The organism is Pseudonocardia acidicola (assembly GCF_012911935.1).
Classification (GTDB): Bacteria; Actinomycetota; Actinomycetes; order Mycobacteriales; family Pseudonocardiaceae; genus Pseudonocardia; species Pseudonocardia acidicola.
Window position 1 is genome coordinate 1 of the sequence record NZ_JAAXLA010000122.1, and the last position, 12928, is coordinate 12928.

The following is a 12928-nucleotide window of genomic DNA, read 5'->3' on the forward strand; positions in this document are numbered from 1 at the left end:
TGAAGAACATGGTCATCGTGGGCAGTTCCGGCGGGGAGTTCGGGGTGCGCGGTCATCTCGATGCGTTCGACATCGACAGCGGGGAGCACGTGTGGCGCTGCTACACGGTGCCCAAGCCTGGGGAGCCCGGGTCGGAGACCTGGCCCGCCGACGGGCAGGCCTGGGCGCGGGGTGGGGCGAACTGCTGGCTCACCGGCACCTTCGATCCGGAGACGAACCTGTTGTACGTGGGTACCGGCAACCCGGCGCCCGACTTCGACGGTGAGGTCCGGCCCGGCGACAACCTCTACACCGACAGCATCATCGCCGTGGACGTGGATGCCGGGCAGATCCGCTGGCACTACCAGTGCACCCCGCACGACGTGTGGGACTACGACAGCATCGCGGAGTGCATCCTGTTCGAACAGGACGACCGCAAGCTGTTGGGGCACTTCGACAAGAACGGCTACTTCTTCGTCGTCGATCGCACGAACGGTGAGTTGGTCCAGATCACCCCGTTCGTGGATCGCATCACCTGGGGGGCGATCACGCGGGACGGCCAGGTGACGGCCAAGGTGTACCCGGACAAGGAGGGGGAACCGGTTCATTTCTACCCGGGTCCGGCCGGTGCCAAGGAATGGACCCATGCGGCCTACAGCCCGAGGACCGGGTTGTTCTACGTCCCGGTCCAGGACACCGGCGCGACGGCCACCCGGCGGCGCCGGGAGTTCAAGGAGAGCATCCCGTACTGGGGCGCGGGTGTGCAGGTGGACATCGAGGACATGGCGGGGTCGGTCAGCGCGTTCGACGGCAACGGTGAGGAGAAGTGGCGCTACCGCAACGAGCTGCCGATGTGTGCGTCGGTGCTGGCCACGGGCGGCGATCTGGTGTTCGCCGGGAAGCCCTCCGGGGAGTTCGTCGCGCTCGATGCCCGCAGCGGGGAGCTGCTGTGGCAGTTCCAGTGCGGCAGCGGGCACCACAGCAGCCCGACGACCTACAGCATCGACGGGCGGCAGTACATCGCGGTGCCGGTCGGCTGGGGCGGCTGGGCCGAGGGGTTCTTGCCGGGCATGCTCGGCGCCGGCCACGGAAGCGCTCTGATCGTCTTCGCCCTCCCGGAATCGTCGTAGTGCGGGGAGTCGTAGTGCGGTGACGGGAGCCTGCCGACATCGGGCAGGGGAATCTGGCGGAGAGGAGGTGAATCGATGGAGTCTCAGCTCGCCGTGTGGGAGACCCCGGAGTTCGAGGAAATCGAGTGTGCTCCCGAGGTGACGATGTACGTGGCTCGGTTGGAGGACTAGCGGGCCGTGGGGAGGCGCCGGACACGGGTCCGGCGCCGTTCCTGCTGTCCGGGACCGCGGCCCCCCGGGCCGGTGAGGGACGGAGTATCAGGGTGTGGCTGCGGGTGCTGGGATCGGCGGCGGGGGGTGGGTTTCCGCAGTGGAACTGCGGTTGCCCGGGTTGTCGTGCGGTCCGTGACGGCTCCCGGCCGTGTCGTGCCCGCACCCAGTCGTCGGTCGCGGTGAGCGCCGATCACCGGCGGTGGTTCCTGCTCAATGCATCGCCCGACATCCGCACCCAGGTCGAGGCCTTCCCCGCCATGCATCCGCGGGCCGACCGGGCGACGCCGATGGCGGCGGTGCTGCTCACCGACGCCGAGTTGGACCACACGCTCGGGCTGCTGTTGCTGCGCGAGGGACGGGCCCTCGAGCTCCACGCCACCCCTGCCGTGCACGACACGTTGCGTGAGGGAACGTCGTTGCTCCGGACACTGGAGCGCTACTGCCCGGTCACGTGGCGACCGGTCGTTCCGGGAACCGATGCCGTCCTGGGAGACGGGTTGTCGTACCGGGCCTTCGACGTTCCCACCACGAAGCGGGCCCGGTTCGGGCCGGAGGGCGGGCCGGGCCGGGTGGTGGGTTACCGGCTGACCGATGGGCGCAGCGGCCGGGTGGCGGTGTATCTGCCGGGGGTGCAGGAGCTGAGTGCGGCGGTGTGCGCGCAGTTGGAGGGGTGTGCGTGCCTGCTGGTGGACGGGACTTGCTGGCGCGATGAGGAGTTGATCGAGCTCGGGTTGGCCGGGAAGACGGCCCGGGAGATGGGGCATGTGCCGATCGACGGTCCGGGCGGAAGCCTGGAGCGGTTGGCGCCGCTGGCGATCGAGCGCACGGTGTATGTGCACATCAACAACACCAATCCGATCCTCCTGGAGGACTCCGCGCAGCGGCGCCTGGTCGAGGAACGCGGGATGGAAGTGGCCATGGACGGGCTGGAGATTCGGGTCTAGGGCTTGTGATGACGTCAACGCAGACAATCACGCAGACAATCGCGCAGACGACCACGACCGAGGGTTTTGTGGAGGCGTTGCGCGCGCAGTCGCGGCGCTATCATGATCAACATCCGTTTCATGTGCGGATGAACGCCGGGGAGTTGAGCCGGCGGCAGCTGCAGGGGTGGGTGGCCAATCGCTTCTATTATCAGGAGAACATTCCGCGCAAGGATGCGGCGATCCTGGCCAACTGTCCGGATCTGGAGGTCCGGCGGCGATGGATTCGCAGGATCGTCGATCACGACGGCACGGCGGGCGAGGAGGGCGGCATCGGGGCCTGGCTGCACCTGGGTGAGGCCGTGGGGCTGACCCGCGAGGAGATCGCGGACGGGCGGCATCTGGTCCCCGGTGTCCGGTTCGCCGTCGACGCCTACGTCACCTTCGCCCGCACCAAGCCGTGGGTCGAGGCGGTGGCCTCGTCGTTGACCGAGTTGTTCGCCCCGGACCTGATGGCCGAGCGGCTCGCCGCGTTCGAGCGCTGCTATCGGTGGATCGACCGGGACGGGCTGGCGTATTTCCGGGCCCGGCTGCAGCAGGCCCCGCGGGATTCCGCGCACGCCCTGGAGGTGGTGTGCGCGCACTGCCGCACGGCCGAGGCGCAGACCCGCGCGGTGGCCGCGCTGGCGTTCAAATGCGATGTGCTGTGGGCGATGATGGACGCCATCGACCAGGCCTACCCGGACTAGGGCCAGCGCGGTGAACAGCGCGGTGGCCTCGTCAGTGCCGTTGTCGGGGCGCCCCCGGTTGGCGCGCCACGTGCGGCTGGTCTTCGATGGGGCGCGGGGCCGGCACATGCTGCTGGGCCCGGAGTCGGTGGTGGTGCTGAACCGGACCGGGGCGGACATCCTCGGGTTGTGCGACGGGCACCGGACGGTGGCCGAGATCGTGGCCGAGTTGCGTGGGCGCTATCAGCGGGTGGCCGCCGACGAGGTGTGCGGGTTCCTGGCCGGGCTGCTGGCCCGGCGGCGTGTGGAGATCAGCGATGGATAGGCCCTTCGGGTTGCTGGCCGAGTTGACCTACAGCTGTCCACTGGCGTGCGCGTACTGCTCCAACCCGGTGGATCTGGCCGGCTACCGCGAGGAGCTGAGCACGAGCGAGTGGCGGCGGGTACTGGCGCAGGCGCAGCAGTTGGGGGTGTGGCAGCTGCACCTGTCCGGCGGGGAGCCGTTGCTGCGCCGGGACCTGGTCGAGCTGGTGGCCTGCGCGCACGGCCTGGGCCTGTACACCAACCTGATCACCAGCGCGGTGGGGCTGTCCCGGGCCCGGGCCGAGGCGTTGCGGGCGGCCGGACTCGATCACGTCCAGATCAGCATCCAGGCCGACGAGGCCGCGGTCTCCGACCGGATCGCCGGCACCCCCTCCTTCGACCGCAAGCTCGCCGCGGCCCGGGTGGTCACCGAGCTGGGCTGGCCGCTGACGGTGAACGTGGTGCTGCACCGGGGCAACATCGACCGGCTCGGCGCGATCATCGGGCTGGCCGAGCGGCTGGGCGCCGACCGGCTGGAGCTGGCCAACACCCAGTACTACGGCTGGGGCTGGCGCAACCGCGACGCGCTGCTGCCCGGCCGCGCCCAGCTCGACCGCGCCGAGGCGGTGGTGCGCGCCGCCCGCACCCGCCTGGCCGGGCGGATGGAGCTGCTCTACATCCTGCCCGACTACTACGGCCGCTATCCCAAACCCTGCATGGGCGGCTGGGGCCGGCGCCAGCTCACCGTGGCCCCCAACGGCGACGTGCTGCCCTGCCCTGCCGCGCACACCCTGCCACTGCCCCGCGCCAGCGTGCGCGAGGACCCCCTGGCCCGGATCTGGACCGACTCCCCGCTGTTCCGGCGCTTCCGCGGCACCGACTGGATGCCCGAACCCTGCCACAGCTGCGACCGCCGCGAGATCGACTACGGCGGCTGCCGCTGCCAGGCCTTCCAACTCACCGGCGACCCCGCCCGCACCGACCCGGTCTGCCACCTCTCACCCGACCACCACCTGGTGACCGCGACCGTCCAGGCAGCCAACGACGCCACCAGACCACCAGAACAACAACTCATCCCCCGGCCACACCGGGGTCGCTCAGTGTGAGGCTTCCAGCGCCAGCACGACGGCCATGATGATGAGCGCCATGCCGCTCAGGAGATCGGAGCGGATACGAATGAGGCGAGCAGCGGCTCGCCCGAGGTACAGCCCGGCGAACGACATCACGGTCGTGATGGCAGCGAAGGTCACGGCCGAGAGCACGGGCGAGAACCCGAGCAACCCCAAACTCGTACCGGCGAGCAGATTGTCCAGGCTCAGTGATAGAGGGATGCCGAAGAGTACCCACGGATGGTCGATTTCTTCCGGGGCTGTGCTCCGTAAGGAGCTGACAAGAAGGTACAAACCGTAGAGGCCCAACACGGCCGGCCCCACATAGTCTGCGATCGGGCCGATCGCCTGGCCGAAGTAGCGGCCGAGCAGAACGCCCACCAGGGGCGCCACGCCGTCCCAGAGTCCGAACGTCACGGCGACTTGTACGGCACGGCGACGGCTGAACGGAAGCGTCCCGAGTGCGATCGACGTTCGGAAGTTGTCCAAACTGAGGGTAAATCCGAGGATAAGAAGTTCGACGATCATGTGACCGCCAATTGCTGCACCCGAGTTCCGCTCGCTCGATAGCAGTCTACTTCTCGCATCATCCCCACTGTAGTCCGAGGTCACGTGGCTCTTCAAGCTTCTTCGGGCCGGCTGCGGCGGGCTTGCCCGCGTGCCGTGGAGACGTAGCCGGAGAGGGGGTGATGCGCGCTTCCCGGATTCCAGCCGGCGAATCCGGAAGAGCCATCCACAATGGATTATCTGCTATTTGTGAGAAACGCTTGCGGTGCAGTAATGGTTCATGGGATAAGCTGGCCGGATGATGCTCGAGGCGTCTTCACTCTTTGCTGGTATCGCCCCGGGAATACGTGCTCACGAGGGGTGCTGCCGGATGAACAAGTGTTGAGCCGGGCATGCGCAGGAAGGGGCCTCATCGACTGTCCCGGGAGTCGGGCTCAGCCGCGAGAACGTGAGCGTGAAATCCGTGAGTGGCGGGTGGGGATCGCGATTCCGGAAAGGAGCTGTCGTTGCCGGTAGCGGGCCCGTTCCGTGCGTCCGCATCGATTGCGTCGCGCCCCGCCGCCTGCCGCCTGCCACTGCTGAGCGCGTGTGTCGTCGACCCTGCATCGGTCCCTGGTGTGCCATCTGCGGGCGCTGCCCGGGCGTGCAGGCTGGTGCCGGTGCATTCCGGAGGGGGCCGCCGGGCAGGCCGAGGTGTCGGCGGGCGGTTGGTCGGGAGCGGAGCCGACGAGACGACCCGATCGGGTGATTCCCGGCGAGGCGGACAGGGGTGCATGTGTCGAACAGGCTGGGACAAGTCTCCGCACCGGTGGGCGAAAGAACTGGTCATCGCGGTAATTCCATGGATTTCGACGTAGATCAGGTCAATCAGGACATGTCAAGTTCGACGCTTCCGGTCAAGATTGCGACGTAACCGTCATACGACCGATCCGTTGTGCAGGGGACACAGTCTCCCGGCAGGCCCGCTCCCCCTCTGCAGTCCGCCGGCAAGTCGAAGAGGACAAGATGCCTGCTCACCGCGCGCCCACCATGGGACGTCAGAACGTCAGTCGGCGGCGCTTCCTCGGTTATCTCGTTGCCGCTCCCACCCTCGTCGTGGCCGCTGAGCTCACCCGGCAGTCGATCTGGGGTGCTCCGGAGGCATCCGCCGCGTCGATCCCGTCGGGGCCCCAGACGCCGGAGCTCTACGACCTGCTCGACACGCTGCGTGACGCGGCGCGTCCGACGGCGAACCTGATCAGGATCGAGGTGGACCGCGACGGCACCGTCTCCTTCGCGCTGCCCCGTTCGGAGAACGGGCAGGGGATCATCACCTCGACTCAGATGATCATCGCCGAGGAAATGGGCCTCGAGATCGACCAGGTGAAGGTCACCCTGGCCGACGCCCGTCCCGAGCTGATGTTCAACCAGCTCACGGGCGGATCGAGCACCACGTTCACCACCTACACGCCGATCCGGGTCGCGGCCGCGCTCGCCCAGAACCAGCTGCTGAAGGCGGCGGCCGCGGAGCTGGGGCAGGACGTCGCCGTGCTGACCAGCCGCGGTGGGGTGATCACGGGCGCGAGCGGCAGGTCGCTGCCGTTCAGCGCGCTGGCCGAGAAGGCGGCCAACCAGGTGACCGAGCAGGTCGAGGTCACGCTGAAGCCCAAGGAAGACTTCCGGATCATCGGGAAGCCGCAGAACAAGACCGACGCCCGCGCCATCGTCACGGGCCGGAAGAAGTTCGCCACCGACCTGCAGATCCCGGACGCGCTCCCGACCGTGATCTGCCGGGCGCCCGACCTCAACGGCTACCCCGAGGATGTCGAGAACATCGACGAGGTCCGGTCGATGCCGGGCGTCACCGACGTCGAGATGGTCGGCACCGGGGTGGCGGTGCGGGCCGCAACGTTCGGGCAGGCCATCGACGGGGTCAATGCGCTCAAGGTGCGGTGGGCGGCGGGCACGGTCGCGGGCGAGGACGACGAGTCGGTACTCGCGAAGGTCAAGAAGGCCGAGCTGCCGCTGGCGGTGCCGGCGGCGGGCGGTGAGACCCTCGAGGGCTCGTTCACGTTCTACTTCCGGAGCAACAGCTCGCTGGAGACCAACTGCGCCATCGCCGACGTCCGCTCGGACCGGGCCGAGATCTGGGGCCCGATGAAGAACCCGATCGCAGCCCAGGGTGAGATCGCGAAGAAGGTCGGGCTGCCGGTGAACGCGGTCACCGTGCACGTGACCGAGGGCGGTGGCTCGTTCGGGCGGAAGCTGTTCTTCGATGCCGCGCTCGAGGCGGCGGAGGTGTCGAAGAAGATGGGCAAGCCCGTCAAGCTGATGTGGACCCGCTCCGACGACTCACGGCAGGGTCGCGTCCACCCGCTGGCCACCTCGCGGATCCGCGCGTCGGTCACCGGTGACTCGGTGCTCAGCTTCGAGCTGCGTCACACCAGCGTCGCCACCGAGGTCAACCCCGGCCTCGGGGAGCCGATCACGGCCGCGGCGTTCAAGGCGCCGGTGATCGGCAACCTCAGCCTCTCGGAGAGCATCTTCGAGCTGACCCAGGTGACGCCGTACAACTTCGGTGCGTCGACGCGGCTGCTCAACGAGGTGGACATGCGGTTCAACACCTCGAGCATGCGCAACATCTACTCGCCGGACGTGGCGACCGCGCGCGAGCTGATGGTCGACCGGATCGCGGCGAAGATGGGCAAGGACCCGTACGAGTTCCGCATGGAGTTCCTGAAGAACGACCGCATGCGTGCCGTGCTGGAGAAGGTCGCCGACGAGGGCGACTGGGGCAGATCGATGAAGAAGGGCACGGCCCAGGGGCTCGGCGTGCACGTCGAGTACAAGGGCGTGGCCGCGTGTCTGGTCGAGATCGACTGCCGGCCGGAGACGGTGAACCGGCGGATCCGCGAGGCCGTCACCGGGCCGCGGGTGACCAAGGTGACCTACGCCGTCGACGTCGGCCTGGTGATCAACCCGCGCGGCGTCGAGGCCCAGATGATGGGTGGGATCAACGACGCGCTGGCGATGACCCTGACCTCGAGCCTGCACCTGGTCGACGGGCACTTCGTCGAGGCCAGCTGGGACAACTACTTCTACACGCGGCAGTGGAACACCCCGCCGGAGATGAACATCATCGTCATGGACTCGACGGCTGACGAGCCCGGTGGCGTCGGCGAGTTCGGTGTGGCGGCCACCTGCGGCGCGATCGCCTGCGCCTACGCGCGGGCCACCGGGAAGGTGCCGGAGTACTTCCCGATCAACCACAAGGACCCGTTCCCGTTCACTCCCAAGCCGACCGTCCCGCCCATCCCGGCGTCGCCCACCGACGGCCTGCAGTACACCTACTGAGGAGCGCGTCATGCCCCAGCAAACGTTCAAGATCAACGGCAAGTCCGTCACCGTGGACGCCGAGGACGACGTCCGCCTCCTCTGGGTGATCCGGGACCTGCTCGGCGTCACCGGCCCGAAGTACGGCTGCGGGATCAACGTCTGCAAGGCCTGTACGTGCCACATCAACGGCAAGGCCTTCAACCCGTGCTCGGTGCGGGTCGCCGACATCTCCGACGACGACGAGATCACCACGATCGAGGGCCTGGCCGACACCGTCGGCGCTGACCTGCACCCCATGCAGCAGGCCTGGATCGACCGTGACGTGCCGCAGTGCGGGTACTGCCAGCCGGGGCAGATCATGTCCGCCGTCGCCAAGGTCAAGCAGTGCCAGGCCGAAGGCCGCGACGTGGACGACGCCGCGATCGAGGAGATCCGCAACATCTGCCGGTGCGGCACATACAACCGCATCCGCGAGGCGATCAAGGCCGGCGCCGAGAACATGTGACCGCCGGGTCCGGCAGTTCTCGTCGCGGACCCGATACTCCGAACGACTCCAAGGATGTACTGATGAACGCACGCATGCGTCGCTCGCTGTTCGCGGGTGCCGTCGGGGCCGTGGTTCTGCCGCTCGTCGGCGCCGGAGCCGCCCACGCGGCCGAGGACACGCAGAGCCCGTTGCAAGGGGTGGACGCCGGGCAGGCCACGCTGGAGACAGCGGTCCAGTCGCTCACCGACGCTCTCAACGGGGACGACCGCCCCGACGGGGCCAACGGTCTGGAGAGCGAATTCCTCCAGTTCGACCCCCGCTACGTCGAAGGCCCGGTCGGTGGTCTTGTCAAGAACGGGCCCTTCGAATGACCCCGACGGGATCGGCCGGTAGCCGCACCCGTCGATGATCTCCCGTTAGGAGGCGCCCAGGCTCCACGCCTCGGGCGCTGGAATTACTCGAGCGGCGGGGCCGGTAGCGATGGTCGCTCTGCATCGCACGCTTCGGCCGTCATCGCCGAGTCCCGCTGCGAGAGGACGTCCGGCGCGTGCCGGGACGTGACGCAGCCGAGGCGACCGCGAGTACCGCCCTCGAGTCAGCTCCCGGACACCCGCGTCGAGTCGAGGATCTACTGCCGTTCGGAGCCGGACATCGGCGGCGGGTCCGCCGGGGCGTCCGACCGGTCGGAGAACGGGTACAACACCGAGAGCGACGATCCACTCGTCGGTACGACCATCACGTCGACCAGCGAGTCGACGTGCCGGTTCGGGCCGGGTCTGCCGCCCGGTCGTCGCGGGCCAGCTCGCGGCAGGCCGCGCGGTAGGCGCCGGCGGCCGCGGCGTCGCCCTCGCACAGCCTGATCCAGCCGGCGAGCGCGGTCGCGCGGAGGTCCACGTCGGCCGTCCCGTCGCGCTCCAGCATGTGGACCAGCCAGGTTCGGCCCTCGCCTGGCGATCCGGCGTGGAACCAGAATCGGCATGAGGGCCAGGTCGACGGCGGTCCGCCGTCCGGCGTCGCCGTCCGGCGTCCCGGGGCGGTGGCCCATGGCCGCGTGCATGTTCGGCCGATCGGAAGGTCGGAGTGGCCGAGCGCGGCTGGACGCTGATGGCGTGGGGCCTTCGAGGGGGACCGGGGCTGAGGGGGCCCGCGATTGCCGCCGGAAGTGCAACCACGCCCCGCCTGTTCCAGCCTGCGAGCCCGCTGGCGCAGTGCCCGAGGGGCTGTAGCGAGCGTCAGTGCGTCGCCCCAGCCACCCACCCCGCTCGCTACTTGCCAGCGGTGATCACCTGCTAGCGGTGATCGCGCGTGCCCCGGTGAGGTACTTGCCTGACCGGGGCGAGTGGAGTTTCGGATCACGACGGGCAGGACCTGTTGGCGAGCTGAGATGTTGTTGTGCATGGTCGAGCGTCGGGGGGACAGCTCTGAGGTGATCGCCAGCCGCTACATCCTGGATGAGCTGGTCGGATCCGGATCGTCGGCATGCGTGTACCGGGCCTGGGATGAGCCCAGGGCGAGACCGGTGGCGGTGAAGCTCTTTCATCCAGGTGTCGATGCGTGCACGTTGAACCGGCAGCGTCGGGAGCTACGGGTCTTGGGGCGTCTGCACCACCCCGGTCTGGTGCGGCTGTACAGCGGCGGCGTCGAGAAGGGTCGGTTGTATGTGGTGACGGAGTTCGTGGAGGGGCCCACCCTGGGACAGCGGCTGCTGGATGGCCCGCTGCCCGGTGAGGTGGCATGCCGGTTCGGGGCGCGGTTGGCCGCAGGCCTCGATCATGTCCACGCACAGGGTGTTGTCCACCGCGACGTCAAACCCGGCAACGTATTGCTGGGTCGCGGCGGGGTGGTGAAACTGACGGATTTCGGTATCGCGAAGGTCATGGGCTTCACCCCGCTGACCGAGCCAGGTGGGGTTGTCGGCACTGCCCCGTATCTGGCTCCTGAGCAGGTGCGTGGGGACGAGGTCGGGCCGCCGGCCGATGTGTACGCGCTCGGGTTGCTTCTGCTCGAGGCGGTGACCGGGGTTCGGGAGTACCCGGGGGGCGGCGTCGAGTCAGCTGTCGCCCGGCTGTATCGCCCGCCCCGGATCCCACCCGGGTTGTCGGATTGCCTCACCGAGAGCGTCGCCGCCGCGACAGCTGCTGATCCGGAGGACCGCCCCCTGGCCGCCGACCTCGCGGGAATGCTGTCGGGATCGGGTGGCTGACCGGAGGAGCCGCTCGCCGAACGTACTGCTGACGGGGCCAGCTCGGGTCGGCTCGCCGCGTGGAGCTCACCACCCGCCGGTTGGCATCACGTTGCGGTTACGGCTCCGGCGGTGGTGGAATCGCTGCCGAGGATTTCGTCCGTAGGTCACCACGAGGTGGCCGGGGTCCCAGCCCGGAGTGTTCAGCCCGCAGCGCTCCTACCCCGGCCGCTGGCCGTCGGCTCTCAGTTGTGTCCGAGTCACGGCCAGGAGGCCCCATGAGCAGCGAGCAGGCGTGGCAGCGGGACAAGGCGGACTTCGTTCAGCCGGCCGGCAGCCGCGCAGCGGGCGCACTCGACACCGAGTTCACGCGCCGCCGAGGTGACCTCGGCCCTCTCGCGGCCCAGTTCGCCACGCTGGCCGCGCAGCTGTTCTCCGCCGGGACGGCTGCCGACGTGCTCGACACGATCATCCACGCGGCCGCGGCGTTGGTGCCCGAGGCCGATTTCGTCAGCATCACCATGCGCAAGAACCACACCGAGTTCGACACCCCGGCCACCACGGATGATCTTGCCTTGCGGCTCGACCAGGCGCAGTACGAGCTCCAGGAGGGACCCTGCATCGACGCGACGCGCCGGGGCGGCACGGGGATCAGCGCTGATCCCGACCTCGGCGCCTCGGATCAGTGGTCGAAGTTCGGGCCGGCCGCGGCCGAACTCGGTGTGCGCAGCGTGCTCAGCTTCGGTCTGATGCCCACAGCGCCGACCCCTCGACTCGGTGCTCTCAACTTCTACGCGCGGGCGCCTCGGGCCCTCCTCGGCGCCGACCGCGATACGGGTCTGCTGCTCGCCGCGCACGCCGGGGCCGCTCTCGCCGCGGCCCGGTCCGTGGAGGCAGCGGACCTGCGTGTGGCGCAGCTGGAACAGGCGCTGCTCAGCCGTGACGTCATCGGCCAGGCCAAGGGCATGCTGATGGCGCAGCGCGGCATCAGCGCCGCCCAGGCGTTCGACGTCCTTCGCACCGCCTCCCAATATCTGAACGTCAAGCTGGCCAAGATCGCCGAGGCCATCGCCACCCGCAAGGTCGAGCTCTGACCCGGCGGGAACGCCCGGCCCGATCGCTCGATCAAGCAGGGCGGGGCATCCCCCGCCGCACCACTTCGAGACTCGGCTTGACGCGCTGGAAGAGGCTGCATGACGGGGACGTCAGGTCAGGGCGTCGGACGTCGAGCCGCTCTGCCGCGACAAGCTCGGCCTCGATCAGTTCCTCGTAGGCCCGGGCGTGTCCGTTGTCAGGGGCCAAGCTCATCCTTCGCTGAGGGCTGCCCGTCCGGGTCCGCCTGTCCCTGCAGCGGTCGTCATTGCTGGAGTCCCGTGGCGGCGGCGATACACGCGAAGGTCACCGGAAAGCTGATCAGGACCATGAATGCGCCGATCAGTAGATTCAAGTCGTTGAGGATCAGGCCAGGGACCAGCAGGGCCAGCGAGACCCCAACGAACGCTCCGGCGATCCCCCGCAGCATCTGGTTCCGGTGCTCCTCGGCCGACGTGCTGAGCAGGCTGGCCAGCGCGGGGTCCTCCGCGGTCAGGGCCTCCGCGATGGCGCGCAGCGTGCGCCGCTCCTGTCTGCTCAGCGTCACGGGAATTCACCGGTCTCGCTCGGCGGCTCGCACGCGCGGCTGCGCCTGAGCGAGGAGAAGCGGCGGGCAGGCCGGGGACCTGATCGCCGACGCCTGCTCACAGAAGGTTCTGCCGGACCGCCGGCGCATTGTTCCGGAACTGCTCACGACGCTCACCGAAGCCGTGCGAAGGAGGGGAGAACACCTCCGGTTGTCCCCCCTCCTGGCTTCTTCCACCTCGTCGGATCGTCAGGCGCGGGCCATCGGTACGCCCTGGCCGGGATCGATCTGGTGTGGTCCGCCCGGTCCCGGGCGGACGTCGAAGTCGAAGATCGCGGTCGGGATGTACACCGTCGAACAGGAGTTCGGGATGTCCACCACGCCGGACAGCCGGCCCTCGATCGGCGCCGCACCCAGGATCATGTAGGCCTGGC

The 12928-nt window shown here is 68.9% G+C and carries 15 protein-coding genes; 11 read left to right on the plus strand and 4 right to left on the minus strand.

The genetic code is table 11. The annotated features are described in order from the left end of the window. From HF526_RS33135 to pqqE, 6 genes are all read left to right on the plus strand, one after another. On the plus strand, positions 1–1109 hold a 1109-nt coding region (locus tag HF526_RS33135), incomplete at its 5' end, for an outer membrane protein assembly factor BamB family protein (RefSeq protein ID WP_169385607.1). Positions 1110–1184: 75 nt separating this feature from the next. Continuing rightward, positions 1185–1280, plus strand: a complete 96-nt coding sequence (gene pqqA / locus HF526_RS33140; protein WP_169385608.1) for a pyrroloquinoline quinone precursor peptide PqqA — start codon at positions 1185–1187, stop codon at positions 1278–1280. A 104-nt stretch (positions 1281–1384) separates the two neighbouring features. Next, positions 1385–2266, plus strand: coding sequence for a pyrroloquinoline quinone biosynthesis protein PqqB (gene pqqB / locus HF526_RS33145; RefSeq protein WP_338051923.1), 882 nt, complete (start codon positions 1385–1387; stop codon positions 2264–2266). A gap of 8 nt (positions 2267–2274) precedes the next feature. Next, positions 2275–2994, plus strand: coding sequence for a pyrroloquinoline-quinone synthase PqqC (gene pqqC / locus HF526_RS33150; RefSeq protein ID WP_169385610.1), 720 nt, complete (start codon positions 2275–2277; stop codon positions 2992–2994). A 10-nt stretch (positions 2995–3004) separates the two neighbouring features. Next, positions 3005–3298: a pyrroloquinoline quinone biosynthesis peptide chaperone PqqD gene (pqqD, locus tag HF526_RS33155; RefSeq protein WP_338051924.1), complete on the plus strand. Its 294-nt coding sequence runs from the start codon at positions 3005–3007 to the stop codon at positions 3296–3298. Then, on the plus strand, positions 3291–4382 hold the full coding sequence (pqqE, locus tag HF526_RS33160) for a pyrroloquinoline quinone biosynthesis protein PqqE (RefSeq protein WP_211178165.1): 1092 nt from the start codon (positions 3291–3293) through the stop codon (positions 4380–4382). Before pqqD ends, pqqE begins: the two co-directional genes overlap by 8 nt. Here the strand turns inward: pqqE and HF526_RS33165 are convergent. Beyond that, the gene (locus tag HF526_RS33165; protein WP_169385611.1) at positions 4374–4913 is read right to left on the minus strand and encodes a manganese efflux pump MntP; all 540 of its coding nucleotides are present in this window, start codon (positions 4911–4913) and stop codon (positions 4374–4376) included. The two genes, pqqE and HF526_RS33165, sit on opposite strands and share 9 nt — an antisense overlap. A gap of 984 nt (positions 4914–5897) precedes the next feature. Between HF526_RS33165 and HF526_RS33170 the strand changes: the two genes are divergently transcribed. From HF526_RS33170 to HF526_RS33180, 3 genes are all read left to right on the plus strand, one after another. Next, a complete protein-coding gene (locus HF526_RS33170) occupies positions 5898–8225 on the plus strand; it encodes a molybdopterin cofactor-binding domain-containing protein (RefSeq protein ID WP_169385612.1) in 2328 nt (775 codons plus the stop codon). A 10-nt stretch (positions 8226–8235) separates the two neighbouring features. Then, positions 8236–8712 carry a (2Fe-2S)-binding protein gene (locus tag HF526_RS33175; protein WP_169385613.1) on the plus strand — a complete coding sequence of 159 codons (477 nt, stop codon included), beginning with the start codon at positions 8236–8238 and terminating at the stop codon, positions 8710–8712. 62 nt (positions 8713–8774) lie between these two features. Then, positions 8775–9065, plus strand: coding sequence for a hypothetical protein (locus HF526_RS33180; protein WP_169385614.1), 291 nt, complete (start codon positions 8775–8777; stop codon positions 9063–9065). Positions 9066–9429: 364 nt separating this feature from the next. Here HF526_RS33180 and HF526_RS33185 read toward each other — a convergent pair whose 3' ends face one another. After that, the gene (locus tag HF526_RS33185) at positions 9430–9615 is read right to left on the minus strand and encodes a hypothetical protein (RefSeq protein WP_169385615.1); all 186 of its coding nucleotides are present in this window, start codon (positions 9613–9615) and stop codon (positions 9430–9432) included. Between the two features lie 475 nt (positions 9616–10090). On the opposite strand from HF526_RS33185, the gene HF526_RS33190 reads away from it, so the two are divergent. Both HF526_RS33190 and HF526_RS33195 read left to right on the plus strand, forming a co-directional pair. After that, positions 10091–10897: a serine/threonine-protein kinase gene (locus HF526_RS33190; RefSeq protein WP_169385616.1), complete on the plus strand. Its 807-nt coding sequence runs from the start codon at positions 10091–10093 to the stop codon at positions 10895–10897. A gap of 257 nt (positions 10898–11154) precedes the next feature. Further along, entirely contained in the window at positions 11155–11970 is an 816-nt protein-coding gene (locus tag HF526_RS33195) for an ANTAR domain-containing protein (RefSeq protein WP_169385617.1), read from the plus strand. Positions 11971–12233: 263 nt separating this feature from the next. Here HF526_RS33195 and HF526_RS33200 read toward each other — a convergent pair whose 3' ends face one another. Together HF526_RS33200 and HF526_RS33205 are read right to left on the minus strand one after the other, a co-directional pair. Further along, a complete protein-coding gene (locus HF526_RS33200; RefSeq protein WP_169385618.1) occupies positions 12234–12515 on the minus strand; it encodes a DUF3040 domain-containing protein in 282 nt (93 codons plus the stop codon). A 228-nt stretch (positions 12516–12743) separates the two neighbouring features. Further along, positions 12744–12928, minus strand: a 185-nt coding sequence (locus HF526_RS33205; RefSeq protein WP_211178145.1) for an acetamidase/formamidase family protein, incomplete at its 5' end; no start/stop codon positions are given.